The organism is Treponema sp. OMZ 906 (genome assembly GCF_024181185.1).
Lineage (GTDB): Bacteria > Spirochaetota > Spirochaetia > Treponematales > Treponemataceae > Treponema.
This window is the reverse complement of the sequence record NZ_CP051196.1, coordinates 379,289-394,415: the sequence shown is the minus strand read 5'-3', so window position 1 is coordinate 394,415 and position 15,127 is coordinate 379,289. Positions and strand designations below refer to the sequence as shown.

Annotated in this window: 13 protein-coding genes; 8 read left to right on the top strand and 5 right to left on the bottom strand. The window is 42.9% G+C overall.

From position 1 onward, the window contains the following. The first annotated feature begins 12 nt into the window (after positions 1-12). Together E4N69_RS01585 and E4N69_RS01580 are read left to right on the top strand one after the other, a co-directional pair. A complete protein-coding gene (locus E4N69_RS01585; RefSeq protein ID WP_253824280.1) occupies positions 13-1,491 on the top strand; it encodes a C69 family dipeptidase in 1,479 nt (492 codons plus the stop codon). A gap of 53 nt (positions 1,492-1,544) precedes the next feature. Beyond that, positions 1,545-1,985 carry a GNAT family N-acetyltransferase gene (locus E4N69_RS01580; protein WP_253824279.1) on the top strand — a complete coding sequence of 147 codons (441 nt, stop codon included), beginning with the start codon at positions 1,545-1,547 and terminating at the stop codon, positions 1,983-1,985. Positions 1,986-2,194: 209 nt separating this feature from the next. Here E4N69_RS01580 and E4N69_RS01575 read toward each other — a convergent pair whose 3' ends face one another. Continuing rightward, positions 2,195-4,288, bottom strand: a complete 2,094-nt coding sequence (locus E4N69_RS01575; RefSeq protein ID WP_253824278.1) for a methyl-accepting chemotaxis protein — start codon at positions 4,286-4,288, stop codon at positions 2,195-2,197. A 157-nt stretch (positions 4,289-4,445) separates the two neighbouring features. On the opposite strand from E4N69_RS01575, the gene E4N69_RS01570 reads away from it, so the two are divergent. Together E4N69_RS01570 and E4N69_RS01565 are read left to right on the top strand one after the other, a co-directional pair. Next, positions 4,446-5,582, top strand: a complete 1,137-nt coding sequence (locus E4N69_RS01570) for a YibE/F family protein (protein WP_253824277.1) — start codon at positions 4,446-4,448, stop codon at positions 5,580-5,582. A gap of 94 nt (positions 5,583-5,676) precedes the next feature. Continuing rightward, positions 5,677-7,587, top strand: a complete 1,911-nt coding sequence (locus tag E4N69_RS01565; protein ID WP_253824276.1) for a bifunctional metallophosphatase/5'-nucleotidase — start codon at positions 5,677-5,679, stop codon at positions 7,585-7,587. Positions 7,588-7,675: 88 nt separating this feature from the next. Here the strand turns inward: E4N69_RS01565 and E4N69_RS01560 are convergent, their stop codons facing one another. The 3 genes from E4N69_RS01560 to E4N69_RS01550 form a co-directional block, all read right to left on the bottom strand. Beyond that, a complete protein-coding gene (locus E4N69_RS01560) occupies positions 7,676-7,933 on the bottom strand; it encodes a SemiSWEET family transporter (protein ID WP_253824275.1) in 258 nt (85 codons plus the stop codon). Positions 7,934-8,059: 126 nt separating this feature from the next. After that, complete coding sequence (locus E4N69_RS01555) at positions 8,060-9,499, bottom strand: potassium/proton antiporter (RefSeq protein ID WP_253824274.1); 1,440 nt, start codon at positions 9,497-9,499, stop codon at positions 8,060-8,062. 97 nt (positions 9,500-9,596) lie between these two features. After that, positions 9,597-9,929: a helix-turn-helix domain-containing protein gene (locus E4N69_RS01550; protein WP_162662148.1), complete on the bottom strand. Its 333-nt coding sequence runs from the start codon at positions 9,927-9,929 to the stop codon at positions 9,597-9,599. 330 nt (positions 9,930-10,259) lie between these two features. Between E4N69_RS01550 and E4N69_RS01545 the strand changes: the two genes are divergently transcribed. The 4 genes from E4N69_RS01545 (at position 10,260) to E4N69_RS01530 (ending at position 13,949) form a co-directional block, all read left to right on the top strand. Next, positions 10,260-11,507 (top strand): OmpA family protein, encoded by a 1,248-nt coding sequence (locus E4N69_RS01545; RefSeq protein ID WP_253824273.1) that lies wholly within the window; start codon positions 10,260-10,262, stop codon positions 11,505-11,507. A 74-nt stretch (positions 11,508-11,581) separates the two neighbouring features. Beyond that, positions 11,582-12,508, top strand: a complete 927-nt coding sequence (locus E4N69_RS01540; protein WP_162662144.1) for a tetratricopeptide repeat protein — start codon at positions 11,582-11,584, stop codon at positions 12,506-12,508. A gap of 25 nt (positions 12,509-12,533) precedes the next feature. Beyond that, positions 12,534-13,181 carry a helix-turn-helix transcriptional regulator gene (locus E4N69_RS01535; protein WP_162662143.1) on the top strand — a complete coding sequence of 216 codons (648 nt, stop codon included), beginning with the start codon at positions 12,534-12,536 and terminating at the stop codon, positions 13,179-13,181. Positions 13,182-13,241: 60 nt separating this feature from the next. Then, positions 13,242-13,949 (top strand): tRNA 2-thiocytidine biosynthesis TtcA family protein, encoded by a 708-nt coding sequence (locus E4N69_RS01530; RefSeq protein ID WP_253824272.1) that lies wholly within the window; start codon positions 13,242-13,244, stop codon positions 13,947-13,949. Between the two features lie 630 nt (positions 13,950-14,579). Here E4N69_RS01530 and E4N69_RS01525 read toward each other — a convergent pair. Then, positions 14,580-15,104 carry a DUF1697 domain-containing protein gene (locus E4N69_RS01525; protein WP_253824271.1) on the bottom strand — a complete coding sequence of 175 codons (525 nt, stop codon included), beginning with the start codon at positions 15,102-15,104 and terminating at the stop codon, positions 14,580-14,582. Positions 15,105-15,127 lie beyond the last annotated feature (23 nt).

The following is a 15,127-nucleotide window of genomic DNA, read 5'->3' as shown; positions in this document are numbered from 1 at the left end:
AGGGAGTACATTATGAAAAAAATGTGTCTGTTTTTATTGGTTGCCGCGGCCGGCGTATGGGCAGGAATGTCCAATGCTTTCGGCTGTACGGGGTTTGTTGCAGGAAAGGATGCAACAGCCGACGGCTTTCGCATTATTGCGCGTACGGAAGATTTGAGTGGCGCCCATAACAAAACCTTTAAGGTATATCCGCATCAGAAAAACAGGAAGCCGGTACAGTTTACCGACTCAATCGGCTTTAAAATTGAATTGCCGAAAGAGAGCTATCGGTATACCGCTATTTGCGATGCCGAACAATCCGAAGGCATCTACGACGAAGTCGGTTTTAACGAGTACGGCGTTGCGATGAGCGCAACCGTTTCGGCATCTCCGGGGAAAGCTGCAGAAGCAGCTGACCCGCTTGTTGAAAACGGACTTTCGGAAGCATCTATGACAACGGTTGTATTGCCGTATATTACCACAGCCCGGGAAGGCGTTGAACGGATTGCAAAGATTGTAGATACCTACGGTTCGGCAGAAGGCAACATCATTTTTATCGCAGACGATAAAGAAAGCTGGTACATGGAAATTTATACCGGCCATCAGTATGCAGCGGTTAAGGTTCCGGATGATATGTATGCGGTAGTACCTAATTGCTTCTTACTCGGTTATGTCGATACGACAAGTAAAGATGTTATCGCATCAAAAGATTTAATCAATTTGCCTAAGTCGAAAGGCTTTTATAAAGAAGTTGACGGTAAATTCCATGTGGGACTTACTTATGGAGAAGAAATGAGCGACTACAACCGTGTACGGCTTTGGGGAGGACAAAATAAACTCTCACCGTCCGCTAAGGTTGCGTATGACACGAAGCTATTCTCTTTGTGGAGAAAGGCTGACAAGAAAATTGCCCTTGAAGATGTAATGGAATTGCAGCGCTACCGCTATGAAGATACCGATAAAAATGCAAATTTACCGGAAAACGCAGGAGTTCGCGCAATCGGTACACCGACTTCTATGGAGTGCCATATCATTCAGATGAAAGACACCTTACCGAAAGCTGTCGGCGGTGTGATGTGGATGGCGATGGCAAATGCGGAACATTCGGTGTATCTGCCTTTCTATGGCAACATTACGGACACCTACGCTGCGTATAAAGTCGACAACAAAATGTATACGCCTGATTCGTTTTATTGGCTGATGCGGACTATCAATGTCTTTTCAGCTTTAAACAGGGATATGTACGGAAAGAATGTCCGCAGCTATTGGAAAGCGTATGAGCAAAAGCTGATTAAAGAGCAGAAAGGCAAAGATGCTGAAATTGCACGGCTCTATACCAAAAAAGGTGAATCCGCCGCAGCAAAATATGCAACCAAATTAGGAAACGACCAAGCAGCCGATGTGTTTGAAAAAGCACAGAAAATATACCCGGAACTGGTAGGTTTTGCCGCACAGAACGAAGGCAGAACTCCTAAAAAAGCCTTTGAACCGTCTGTAGCAAAAGAAAAATAAATAATGTCTTCCGGCAGTTTAGCCGCTAAACTGCCGGAAATTGGAAACAACCAATGAATATACGTACTATGCTTGTATCCGACTATGAAGCGGTATATGCTTTATGGATGTCGTGTGCGGGAATGGGCTTGAACGATTTAGACGACTCAAAAGAAGGTATTGCTCGTTTCTTGAAGCGCAATCCGGAAACATGTTTTGTTGCGGAAAATGAAAAAGATATTATCGGCGCAATATTAGCAGGAAATGACGGAAGGCGAAGTTACATATACCATACTGCTGTACATCCGAAATGGCGGAGACAAAGGGTTGCTTCCCAATTGATCTCCACGGTGCTGAATGCTTTAAAACATATTGGTATTCACAAAACTGCGTTAGTTGTATTCACTAAAAATAAAGATGGTAATGCCTTTTGGGAAAACGAAGGTTTTTCCGCTAGGAACGATTTAGTTTATCGCAATAAAGCACTGACAGAATTAAAAAGAATAGACACCTAGCTTGATATCTTTGGGACAGTTTTTTAGCGGTATAAGGGTATTTCCTTTTTATCGAAAAACCTGTTTTTTCAACCCTTTTGCGAAATATCTTAGACACAAATAGAGCGAGTAGATACAAGGCGCGAACAAAAATAAAGCGGAGACGTACTTTGTGTACGTTGAGCATTTATTTTTGTGCAGCAACGCCGTAGATACCGCTCTATTTGTGTCTAAATTTTGAATTTAGAGACCTCGGTTGCCAGATTATCGATACTTTGCTTGTTCTTCTGTGTAATCTCGTTTACTTCCTGCACGGCATTGTTAATCTGCACCGCACCTGCCGCCATCTCATTCATACTGTCAGTTATGATGCGGGTAAGATTATCCAGCTTTCGCATTTCCTGAGCGACCCCTTCACCGCCTTTCAGCATTTCCTCGGAACCGGCTTGTACTTCCATTGTTACCGTGTTGATGTTCTTAATAGCTGTCAATACTTCTTTGCTGCCGTGCTCCTGTTCTTTCATTGATTCGGTTAGATGGGCGCTCATCTTTTTAACCTGTTCTGCAAGAGTAAAAATACTATTGAAATTTCCTTCTACCGTTTTTGATGATACGGAAAGTGTTTCTATTTCCGCTGAAAGCATTTTTAAGGTTGTGGTGATCGTTTTTCCTTGTACCGAAGATTCTTCGGCAAGCTTTCTTATCTCATCAGCTACAACGGCAAAGCCCTTGCCTGCTTCACCGGCATGTGCAGCTTCTATTGCAGCATTCATTGCCAATAAGTTTGTCTGCGATGCAATGTGCTGGATGACGCTTGACGCTTCCAGTAAAGAACCGGATTCTTCGGCAATTTTCTGCGTTACGGTATTCGATGTAACGATCGTAGCTTTGCCATTAGCAGTAGCAGTTGTAAGCTCTTTAATAGCGCTATCGGTTTTAGTGAGCGTTTGCCCAATCGAAGCGATATTTGCGACCATTTCTTCTATAGATGACGATGACTGTGCAACACTTGCTGCCTGCATTTCGATGCCTGTATTCAATTGCTTAATGGTACGAACGATTTCCTCAACGGTTGCCGCTGTTTCGGTAACGCTTGCCGCTTGAGTCATTGCTTGATGTTTTACCCCATCGATATTCGCACTGATTTGATGTACTGCACTTGCCGTTTCAGTCATATTGGTAGACAACTCATTTCCGATTTCTTCCATTTGATTGCAGTTCACACCTATCGATTTGATTGCGTTTCTTATTTTTGCAATCGTCTCGTTAAAATATTCCGATAAGTCCGTAATTTCATCATTTCCGGTTACCGGAAGGCTTACGGTTAAATCACCTTCGCCCTGTGCGATATTTTCTAAAGCCGAAACTGTTCGTTTAACCGGTTTTATTATACCTCTGGATACTAAATAGACGATAATAACGGATCCTGCAAAAATAACGAATCCGATTAAAATCAGACTGAGCCGGAGCGTGTTTACGGTTTCCATAAATTCATGTACGGGCGCACATACGATAGTAGTCCATGCGGCCGACTTCAATTTTGTATAAGCTGCAATTTTGGGAACACCCTCGTACTCATAATAACCGATGCCGGGTTGTAAAGAAGCTATCGCGTTCCTTTCAAATCTTCCGCAAGAATCCAATTCAATATTGCTCTGTCCTTCTTGACTTGGATTGAGCATACTTGTTACCGCATCAATATCCTGATCGGCAATCGTTGCTCCCGTAGGTCCTATGATGTAGCAATTGCCACTTTTGCCGATGGTAATGTCTTTGATATTATCTCTGAACCACAAGCCGGAAATATCAGCAGATAAAACACCTATAATACGATGGGTTTCATCGTAAAGCGGAATCGAGAAAGTACTGATCAACTTTTGAGTTGTTTTCGAAATCAATAAATCTGAAACGAAACGCTCTCCTTTTATTGCAGCCTTAAACCAATCTCTATCGCTTACATTTACCGTACCGCTTTCTACATAGCAAACGCCTGCGGTATCACTGATATTGAGTTCTTGTATTGTATTGTTGCTCACTGCATTTTTCTGCAGCTGTTCCAATTTTTCTTGATATGAAGCGGCTGGATCATACAGTATCGGGATATGGGATAGTCCCTCTAAAAACTGAAAAAAAGCAGTTATTTTTGCGTCCATGATCTCCGCTTCATCCAAGGCCTTATCGATAAGCTGTATTTCCAATTTTTCGATTACGGCCTTCCGTGCAAAGCTGATTGCCAGCGCACCTTCCGTCAACGAAGCTACTGCAATTAAAAGTCCAAAGATAATAATCAATTTGTTGCTAATTGAAAAACGTTTTTTTGCCATATTACAATCCTATTTTTATCTCACTTTAAATAATTTTGAGTCGAGCGGTATATATACCATATTCCATACCTTTTGAAAATAGGAAAAAACTTATTTGGTAAAGGAAAAAAATTGTTGACGGGTGGGGAAATCTCACGGTATACTTTTACAAGAGAGTATGCAAGAAAAAATATTCGCAGGGGCAGTGCTGATCATTACGGTGCTGCTCTGCATCGGTATGCCGAAAATTTCAGATAAACTCAAGCCTGAATCGCCGTTTACGCAAGAATTTGCTGAGGGTATTGTGGAGGAGGTGCTCGAGGAAGACCTTTCTCCCGATCCGATTGTGCAAGGAAAGTTCCGCGGTACGCAAAAGCTCCGTGTTAAAATCCTCGAAGGAACTCATAAAAATACGGAATTTGAAGTGTATAATACGCTCAGCAGTCTACACAGCAATTTTGCGTATAAGGGCTTAAAAGCGGTGTTCACACTGCGGAACAGCGGAGGGAAAACAGCCGTGTGGCTTTATAACCTCAAGCGCGACACCCATGTTTTTGTGCTGCTGGGGCTGTTCTTTGCAGCCCTTATCCTTCTCGGCAGAGGACAAGGGTTAAAATCCGCACTCGGACTGGTGTTCACCTGTGTACTCATTGTTACCGTGCTCATCCCAGCCTTGTTTGCAGGCTTCCCTCCCGTGCCGGTTTCTATCGGACTTGTTTCCATTATGACCATCGTCAGCTTTATTTTGATAGGCGGTTTTACGCGCAAAACATATACCGCCATCGCAGGCACCGTGTCCGGGATTACCATCGCGGGAATTATCTCTGTCGTCGTATCCTACTCGGCGCAGCTTTCAGGTGTTAATATGGAAGGCGGCGAACAGCTGCTCAACTTGGCGCCCGATTATAACCTCAAGCTGGATGGGCTATTGTTTACCTCAATTTTGATTGCTTCGCTCGGCGCTGTGATGGATGTCAGTATGTCCATCGCATCTTCCATGCAGGAAATTTTATCCGCAAATCCACGCCTCAGCAAAAAGGAACTCTTTCAGTCGGGACTGACTGTCGGAAAAGATATTACCGGCACGATGAGCAACACGCTCATTCTTGCCTTTGCAGGCTCGTCCCTGCCGCTCGTGATGATGATTTGGGGCTATGGCATGAGCTTTACGCAGTTTATCAATATTCCACGCATCGTCATAGAGATTATGCACGGTATTTCGGGGAGCATCGGTATTATTGCGGCAGTTCCGTGTACGGCACTGGTAGCTCTTTTTATACTGAGAATACCGGCTGCGGAAAAAATGCGAAAATAGACGGAAAATATCCGTACTATTATAGAGAGGGAATTGCTCACCGCTCAGTACAGCCGGTGAAAGAGACCCAAAAAAAATGTGAAGGAGTATGCACATGATCAAAAAAAGAATGCTAGGTTTTGTTGCTGCATTGATCTTTGTTTTTTCGCTGACAGCCTGCGTTGAAACGAATTCTGCAGCGCTGACTACGGGGCAATCTCCCGCACGCACAGCCAAGGCACGCGGAAAGCAATCTGATGAGGTAAAACTTACCCACAAGGTTATCCAAAAGGGACAGCCGGGGGCGGATGCCGTTACCTTGACATTCGGTGTAACGGGCGACGTACACGGACGGCTCTATGCCTATGACTACGCAGTTTGCGAAGAGACCGCGGCAGCCGGTTTCGTAAAAACTTACGTACTTGCACAGGAGCTACGTGCACAAAATCCCAACACCGTTTTAATCGACGTCGGCGACACGGTGCAAGACAACAGCGCTGACCTGTTTAACGACCTTGACACCCACCCGATGATTCAAGCGCTCAACTACATGAACTACGATATTTGGGTTTTGGGTAACCATGAATTCAACTTTGAAAAAGAATTCCTTGCCCGCAATATCCGCCACTTTAACGGCTCGGTATTAAGCGCCAATATCAAAAACACAAAGGACGGCAGTCATTTCGTATTGCCATATCAGCTGTTTGACATTGAAGGTGTCCGCGTTGCCGTTATCGGTATGGTACCGCCTCATATCCCGATGTGGGAAGCTGCCACACCCGCTCACTTTAAAGGACTGGAATTTGAAGACCCCTTAGTTGCTGCACGCACAACCGTTGATTCCTTAAAAGGGCAATATGATGTTTTAATCGGCGCATTCCACCTGAGCCGAACTGGGGAATACGGCACCAATAGCGGCGTTATCGAAATGGCAAAGCAAATCCCTGAGTTCGATTTAATCTTCGGCGGACATGAACATGCCCGTTATGCAAGTATTGTAGATGGGCAAAACGGAGATAAAACATGGATCATTGAACCGGGCTGTTACGGCTGGGCTTTAGCGGTAGGCGAAGTACAGGTTAAAAAAGACAACGGTGCATGGAAGGTTGTTTCCGTAAAAGCAGAAAACCGCGAAACCGCTAAGATTGCCGCCGATAAAGCGATGGAAAAAGAGTTTAACTTTGTGCATGACCAATCCGTTGCAGACGCAAACCTCATCGTCGGAAAGGTTACAGAAGATTTTATCCCGCGTGTTGACTACATTACCGGACAAGATAAAGTTACGACCATGCCTACTATTCAGCTTGAAGACACTGCACTTATCGACTTAATCAATGATGTGCAGCTGTACTACACCAAAGCTGATATTTCTTCGGCTGCTGCGTTCCGCTCCGATATGAATCTGAAAAAAGGCGATTTTAAGAAAAAAGACGTTGCTTTTATCTATAAATATCCGAATACCCTGCGAGGTCTGAATATGACCGGTGAAAACTTGCTGAAATACATGGAATGGTCTGCATCGTATTACAATACCGCTAAAGAAGGTGATGTAACGATTTCGTTCAATCCCAATGTACGCGGCTATAACTACGATATGTTTGAAGGTATTGATTACGACATTGATATTTCACAAGAAGCAGGAAACAGAATCAAGAATGTCAAGATAAAAGGGCAAACCCTTGATCCTAAAAAGGTGTATAAGGTTGCCGTCAACAACTACCGTTTCGGAACGCTGCAAAGCTTAAAACTTGCGACACCCAAAGATGTGTACTACGACTCGTATGAAGTCATGCAGGATGCAGGGCGCATACGCGATCTGATTGGTGCGTATGTAAAGAAAGTCGATAAGGGCGTTATTACTCCTAAGGTGAATTACAACTGGAAGATTATCGGCTTTAATCCGAATGTTGCCGAACGGGATAAGATTTTTGATGAGATTAGAGCGGGTACTATCATGATTCCTCGATCTGCAGACGGCAGAACCCCGAACATAAAATCCATTAATATTTACGAATTGAAGAAGTAAAAAATAATAGGCATCTCTAAAAAACTGATAAGATTTTTAGAGATGCCTTATACAATTTTCAGAGGTTTAGTTAAAAAACCGCGGGCGCCTAGAGAGCGGTAATTGCTGCTATTAAACCGAAAATAACGCCCGGTGCATTTGCCGCTGCAAGCGGATAATCTCGTTTATCTTTCAGCAATGCGTATAAAACCCATATTGTACAATTGACGGCTGCTGCTAAGGGCTGAAGAAAAACGGTTTTATTTCCGTTCAAATTATTCATAATCTGCGGAATATAGGATATATACATGGTAACCGATAGTGCTGTTCCTATCCAACCGATAATCTTTAATTTGTTTTCGCTCATGGCGGTTCCTCCTTACGTAAGTCGCAAGTATAAATTGATGAATTTACTATATCCATTTTATCGGTGTTGAGCAATATTCGGGCATATCGGATAATCGCACCGGACATATTGTCGACTATCCGCAGCTTATTCGCTCGGTTCGTTGAGCTTGTCGGTAATTTCCTTTATTTTTGCAGAATGAGCAAGTACATAGAGGATATCGTTTTTTTGAATAACGGTATCGCCTTTCGGGAAAATGATTTTTCCATCGCGTACAATTGAACTGATAAGCGTATCCTTATCAAGATGAAGCTCGCTGATCTTTTGACCGATGCTGCCGGAATGATCTTCAATATAAATATCGAAGATATCAATATCGCTTGCTTTAAGCGAATACAGCTCGACCGAATACAGCGATTCCGGTTTTTTAGGGTTGGTAAATTTCAAGAGCCGAGCAAGCGGAGCAAGCGTGGTTCCCTGAATAATACAGGAAAGGAAAACGGCAAAAAAGATAGAGTTAAAAATAAAGCCGTCCTTATCCAACCCGTTTGCAAGGGGATAGGTTGCAAGAACAATCGGAACCGCACCTTTAATCCCTCCCCACATTAAAAAGAATTTTTCCTTCCGTGTATATTGAAACGGAAACGTGGAAACCAACACGGCAAGTGGACGGGCGACAAACATCATAATACCGACAATAATGAGCGCTTCTTTCCAGATATGAACAAAATGGTGTGGAAATGACAAAAGCCCCAGCATAATAAAAAGTGTGATATTAAAGATTGTAGAAATGCTTTCGAGAAAATTTCCGACGCTGCGCTTTGCAGGAAAAGCGGTATTGCCGATCCAGTACCCCATAAAAAACACTGCGATAATCCCGTTTGCTTGACAGAGCTCCGCCCCGCCATATCCAAGCAACACACATCCCAGTATCAGCACATTATAGTTTCCTCTGTTATCCGACTGCAGCCGGTTAAACAGCCATATCGAAATTTGAAAAGCAAAGTAGCCGATAATGATACCGCCGACAAATTGCCAAATAAGCTCTGCTACCGCCAAGGCTGGGGACTTAAAAGCCCCTGTTGCAATATGCACAAAGGTGAGGGTAAGCAAAATCGCCATCGGGTCGTTCGCAGCGGATTCAACATTGAGCGTTGCGGCAAGCTTATCCTTAATCGGATTGGACTTGGTAATCATAAAAACACCAGCGGCATCGGTAGAAGAAATAATAGAAGAAATCAGCATCGAATAGGTTAACTCTAGTTTAAGGATAAAGTGAATTAAAAATCCAAGCGTCACGGAAGTAAGTGCAACACCGAGGGTTGCAAGCGTCATCGACGGGCCGGCAACTCTTTGAAACGTCTCCTTTGTAATGCAAAATCCGCCGTCAAAAATAATAAAGATCAGCAGGATATCAGCAATTTTTTTTGTTAAAAGGGCATTATCAAAATAGAATAAATTTAAGACATCACCGCCAACAAGAACACCGATAAGAATAAAACCGATAAGGAGCGGCAACCCGAATTTATCGCTGATTTTGGTCGACAGCATTGCCAAAATGATAAGAAACGAGATAAACAGAATCATAGAAACCTCAAAGTTGGAGCTATGCCGATTGTACCGATTTTGACAGTAAAATCAACAGAGGCAATCGCTGATACCGTTTACTTCTAAAGCAATCAAACTATCTTGCAAAATCAATGACCTTAAAATCCTGCAGCATTTTTTTTCCGCCCAATTGAAGCATCTGTAAAAATCTTTGAGCCATACCCTGCGGTACATTTCTACCTGCTTCCCAAGCCTCTACAGTTTTTGGGGATACGCCAAGCACACAAGCAAAATTTTTCTGTGTAAGATTTAACTCCTCTCTAATCTGCTTTATTTCTTTACAATGATATGAAGGTAAGTCTGCAATAGTTATGGTTATTTTCCGCGCCTTATTGGGTTTTCCTTTTGCATACTCAAGACTTTCTGAAAGTCCATTCATAATACTTTCAAATACATTAACTTCTTCCATGGGTTACCTCCTTTTCTGCATTTTTTATAGCAGTTACTAAATGCTTCATCTGATTTCTTTCTTCTTTACTGAGGTTTTATATACCCCTATCCAATAGGGTGTCAAGGTTTTTGTTAAATTTATACGTGAGGTAAATACGGCTTCATTTCGTTTTCTAAAAAGAGCGGCCGGTATTGCTCGAAGAAAATATTGATGAATACGGTTGCCGTAACACATCCCGGAACCTGCAACCATGGCAGAGGCGGTAATTATCTTCTTTGTATTTGACGATGATAATAAAAGACACCTGATACAAGCCGGTGCTGCTAGCGCTTTTTAGAGGAGAAATGAGTGAAACGAACGATACTATCTATTGTCTGTGTATTGATTCCGGTCATTGCGTTTACAGAGAACGGAAGAATTACCATTTCGGAGCGCGCCGACTATTCGGTTTATAAAAACGATACTTATGCAGGGCTTACCTATCGAGAAGCCTATATCTACCTTGATGAAAAAGCTACCGTTTATAATGACGAGCCGGCCTATCGGTATGAAGGAGAAGCCTTTGTGCTGGAAGAAACCCGCAAGAATATGGTCGGCACGGCAAAAAAACTTGATGAAATCAGACCGATTGCTTTTACGCAGTCGGCCCATCGGGGAACGGACGGCACAAAGATAGCAGCCCTTCACTTTACACAAGATACCGGCTATCCGCTGCTGCGGAATTTCCCGACAAGTCCTACGCAGCGACTCGAACAACAGGAAAGCGGAAAAAAATGGACAGCTGAAAGCACTATCGTAGTGTGTCCGCAGCAAGGGAAAAATCCTACGAGAATACCGGTGTTGGCTGAATATCAATACATCGGCAAAAAGAAGTACAATGGAACCGATACTCATTATGTAAAGGCAGTATTCGCCTTGCGGTACCACGGTGAAGATCATTTAGGGGATGCTGATATGCTTCGTTCGGAAGGAAGCAGAACGGCGGATATTTATCTGGATGATCGGAATCGCCCGCTCTTTATTCGGGAAAAAATCGATGAAACATTTTTCTATAAGGGTGCTGAATCGATTCGGCAGCGCGGCTTTTTACTGCACTTTTACAATTACGGGCAGCATACCGTTTACAACGGTGGTTCCGTACCGACAACGGCATTACTTGATCACTCCAAGAATCCGGTGAAACCGGAGAGCTCAAACAAGGAGCGCATAAAAGATAAGGGAGACGGTATTTTTAATGTGCAGGAAACACCGCGCGGCATATTATTAAATTTGAAAAATTTACATTTCGTTGCGGATAAGGCGGAGTTGTTACATGGAGAAGATAAAAAACTCGATGAAATAGCCGCCGTATTAAAAACGCTAACCTTTAAAAACCTTTTTGTTGAAGGCCATACTGCTGATGTCGGTGACAAAAGCACCCAACACGGGCTGTCCCTCCGGCGAGCAAAAACGGTTGTTGATGAACTGACCAAACGCGGCATCCCGTCCGGTGTATTCATCTATAGCGGAGCAGGTGGCTCAAAGCCGATCGCATCAAATACAACCGAAGCGGAACGCGCACTAAATCGGCGTGTCGAAATCACTATCATGGAGTAAAACGGTGTCTCTACCTCTGATACCGTCTAAAAAAATCTCTTTGCGATTTGTTAATTTAATGCTATAATCGTTCTATGCAAAAATTATATCGATATGGATTACTATGTATCGGCTTCTGCCTTGTTGTTATGGTGAGTAGCTGTATTTCTACCGCCTCAGCAGGAAAGAACACCACGAGAAATAACCAAAACCCTAATAGAGATGAAAGAGATATACTGCTTATCTTTACCGGTTCCGATTGGTCAAAAGAAGCAAAAGATTTTTCAAAAAACATTCTTACCGAATCATGCAAAACGGAATTGGCGCAGCTCTATGCCGTCCGCTTTATCGACTTGCTGCATAACCCTTCGGAAAATGAACGGGAAGCAGCTCAAAAGAACTATCTGTTGTTTTCCGAATATGCAGTACCTGATATCCCTTTTATCATACTGCAAACAGCCGAACAGGATATGTATGCCTCTGCTGTTATAGAAGCGGATATAAAAACCGAAGCTCAGCTAATAGAAAAAATTAAAGCATTGACTGCGCAGCGGACGAAGGTGATTGAGGCACGAAAGCATATCAATACTACAAAAGGACAGGAAAAAGCGCGAGCAATTGACACCTTTTTAAACACGGTCGGCAATGCAGAAGCACACCGCTATGATTCTCTGCGTATGCAAGTACCGGCGCTCGATCCCGATAATCGATCCGGCTTAAAAGGAAAATACGTGTTGATGAGTGCCGACATACGGGCAAAGAGCTTTGCACAGCAGGGGAATTACCTTAAAGCGAGCGATGAATATAAAGCCGCCGCAGAAACCGGCGACCTTTCACCTGCCGAATTACAGTTAGCGTGGTACTTAGCGGCTTATTCCTACTTAATGACGGAAAATACTGAGTCGGAAACCGCTATCGAGTATTTACACAAAGCTATCGAAGCAGACCCTCAAAATGCCGCGGTGCAACGACTCAATCAGGCAATACATAAGTTGCAAAATGATGTTCAGTTAAAAAAATAATGAGAGATAAAAGGAATTACACGATATGATGTCCAAACACACTCTTGCGATGCTGCAGCAAATCGCACACGGTATCGCTATCCACTTTGGTAATAATTGTGAAGTACTTGTGCATGATCTCACCGCCGACTATACCAATAGTTCAATTGTCATTATAGAAAACGGTACTGTTACGATGCGGAAAATTGGCGACGGGCCGTCTCATGTAGTGCTTGAGGCGTTGCATAGTGATCATAAAACGCTGGAAGATAAGCTCAGTTATCTGACAAAAACGAAGGATGGGCGCATTCTTAAATCGAGCAGTATGTTTATCAGAGGCGAAAATAATGCAATCGAGGCAGTGTTTTCGATTAATCTTGATATTACACCGATGCAGATGGCAGAGAACGTGTTGCAGCAGCTGATTTCGCCTATCAGTGCTAAAAATGAACCTGAAAATATTCCGCAGAATGTCAACGATCTATTGGACGAACTTATCGAACAGTCTGTCCGTATTGTGGGTAAACCGGTTGCATTGATGAATAAAGAAGACAAGATCGCAGCGATTAAGTTTTTAAATGGATCCGGTGCTTTTTTAATTACAAAATCCGGCGATAAAATTTCAACCTACTTCGGCATTTCCAAATACACACTCTATAGCTATATAGACGCCGGTGCAAGCGGGCATCAATAATGCCAAGTCATATTTTGTACCGGCAGCGGTAATAGGCTATCGCATTTCCTGCTATTCTCTATGGCAAACCCTAAACTATTTAGAACAATTGATAAAGCCGTTTCCGAATATAATATGATAGAAGAAGACGATCGTATTTTGATTGCCGCTTCCGGCGGGAAAGATTCGACCGCTCTTGCAGAATATTTTGCAGCACGGCTCCATCGCCGGCATCCGGTTTTTGAAGCCGCCGCACTTCATATCGCCACGGATATCGGGTCAGCGTTCGCGCCTGAATTGGCAGAGCGGTTTAAAAGCTGGGGAATTGAGTTAAGTATCAAAACCATTTCGGTGCTTGAGCGGCTTAAAACAGGCAAAAAGATGAACTGCTGGTGGTGTTCCAGTCAGCGCCGGTTGGAGCTGAGCAAATACGCGCAGGAGCACGGTTTTAATAAAATTGCGCTCGGCCACCACTTAGACGATATTCTGGAAACGGCACTAATGAATGCACTGACGAAAGGAGAGCTTGCAGCAATGCCTCCGGTACTGAAGTTTGATAAATTCCCATTGACCTTTATCCGCCCGCTCTGCCTTGCCGACATTCCGATGATTATCCGTCATGCAGAAATGCAGGGGTATATTTCTTCTACCTGTACATGCAGCTATCAGGATAATTCAGGCAGAAAAACCGCTCGTTCCCGCTTGGATAAGCTGACAGACGGCAACTATGAGTTAAAGCGTAAGCTCTTCGATGCGTTGAGGAATATCAATACGGCGTACTTACCCTAGTAACACCTTTTGAAATATACGACGCATCTGCGTTGTCGCTTAACAAAAAACAGTCCTCGACGTACAACAAGTACGCCTGCGGGTGTTTTTTGTACGCTCCTAGCATCTGCACCGTCTATTTCAAAAGGCTTACGGAAGGGTTTATTTGACGATATGCCGTTACTGCGAAAAAATTAATCCTCAACGTATCAAAACCGCCATGGACGGCGGTGTTTCCAGTCAGTAGCGTGTTTGCTCTGCAAACACGTAGGTAAAGAATGTACATTCTTTACCGTGCCTGCGGATGTTTTTTGTACGCTCCTAGCATCTTCAGAACTGCCAAGGATGGCAGTGGTTTTATACAGGAGCGAGATTTGTGTTATGCACAAATCTCGTCGTCAGAACGCCCAAGGATGGGCGGGGAATAAGTCAGAAACAAGTTTTGGAACAAAACTTGTCCTCTACCGATGTACATGGACGTACATCGGTAGAGAGGTACACGGATGTACAACTGCTTAACAGTCTCTTTCAAAAGGCTAACGGAGAGTTTATTTGACGATATGCCGTTGCTGCGAAAAAATTAATCCTCACCGTATCGCCTGCCTTGCGAAGCAATGTTAGGTTGAAGTAAATACTAGATAATTTTTTTTATTAGCACGTTGCAAGATATCGAGTCGTATTAACATTTCGTATTGTCATATCTTTATATACTTTATGCGATATTATTTTATTTAAATGGCTTTTATTATAATCTTCTCGCCGAACACTCCAGATTAACGCACCCTTAACATATATTAATTGTATATATTCTTTTCTTATTGGTAATTCATTTATTATGTTTTCATTATCTATTGAGTCAAATAAATAGGCTACATCAGTCTTTTGAGCATCATTATTTTGCCACTCACTAGGGATGCTCTTTGCTATTTTTACCATCTCACTTTTTGTTTTTACCAATACTTTTACTTCATTCCCGGTCGTTATATGCAATGCTTGTTCAATATTCTCTGTGATACTATTTTTCGCGTCATGTGATTGAAAAATGACATTTCCGGAATTGATATATGTTGAAATGTTTGAAAAACCGCATTGCTCAAATAATGTTTTCAATTCTTTCATGTTAATTTTTACAGAACTTCCAACATTGATACCTCTGAGCAATGCTATATAATCCATATATTCCGTATCAATTCCGCCAT

Excerpts from the sequence above, each read along its gene's own strand:
- E4N69_RS01585 (WP_253824280.1), top strand. The coding sequence starts at position 13 with ATGAAAAAAATGTGTCTGTTTTTATTGGTTGCCGCGGCCGGCGTATGG.
- E4N69_RS01580 (WP_253824279.1), top strand. The coding sequence starts at position 1,545 with ATGAATATACGTACTATGCTTGTATCCGACTATGAAGCGGTATATGCT.
- E4N69_RS01575 (WP_253824278.1), bottom strand. The coding sequence starts at position 4,288 with ATGGCAAAAAAACGTTTTTCAATTAGCAACAAATTGATTATTATCTTT.
- E4N69_RS01570 (WP_253824277.1), top strand. The coding sequence starts at position 4,446 with ATGCAAGAAAAAATATTCGCAGGGGCAGTGCTGATCATTACGGTGCTG.
- E4N69_RS01565 (WP_253824276.1), top strand. The coding sequence starts at position 5,677 with ATGATCAAAAAAAGAATGCTAGGTTTTGTTGCTGCATTGATCTTTGTT.
- E4N69_RS01560 (WP_253824275.1), bottom strand. The coding sequence starts at position 7,933 with ATGAGCGAAAACAAATTAAAGATTATCGGTTGGATAGGAACAGCACTA.
- E4N69_RS01555 (WP_253824274.1), bottom strand. The coding sequence starts at position 9,499 with ATGATTCTGTTTATCTCGTTTCTTATCATTTTGGCAATGCTGTCGACC.
- E4N69_RS01550 (WP_162662148.1), bottom strand. The coding sequence starts at position 9,929 with ATGGAAGAAGTTAATGTATTTGAAAGTATTATGAATGGACTTTCAGAA.
- E4N69_RS01540 (WP_162662144.1), top strand. The coding sequence starts at position 11,582 with ATGCAAAAATTATATCGATATGGATTACTATGTATCGGCTTCTGCCTT.
- E4N69_RS01535 (WP_162662143.1), top strand. The coding sequence starts at position 12,534 with ATGATGTCCAAACACACTCTTGCGATGCTGCAGCAAATCGCACACGGT.
- E4N69_RS01530 (WP_253824272.1), top strand. The coding sequence starts at position 13,242 with ATGGCAAACCCTAAACTATTTAGAACAATTGATAAAGCCGTTTCCGAA.
- E4N69_RS01525 (WP_253824271.1), bottom strand. The coding sequence starts at position 15,104 with ATGGATTATATAGCATTGCTCAGAGGTATCAATGTTGGAAGTTCTGTA.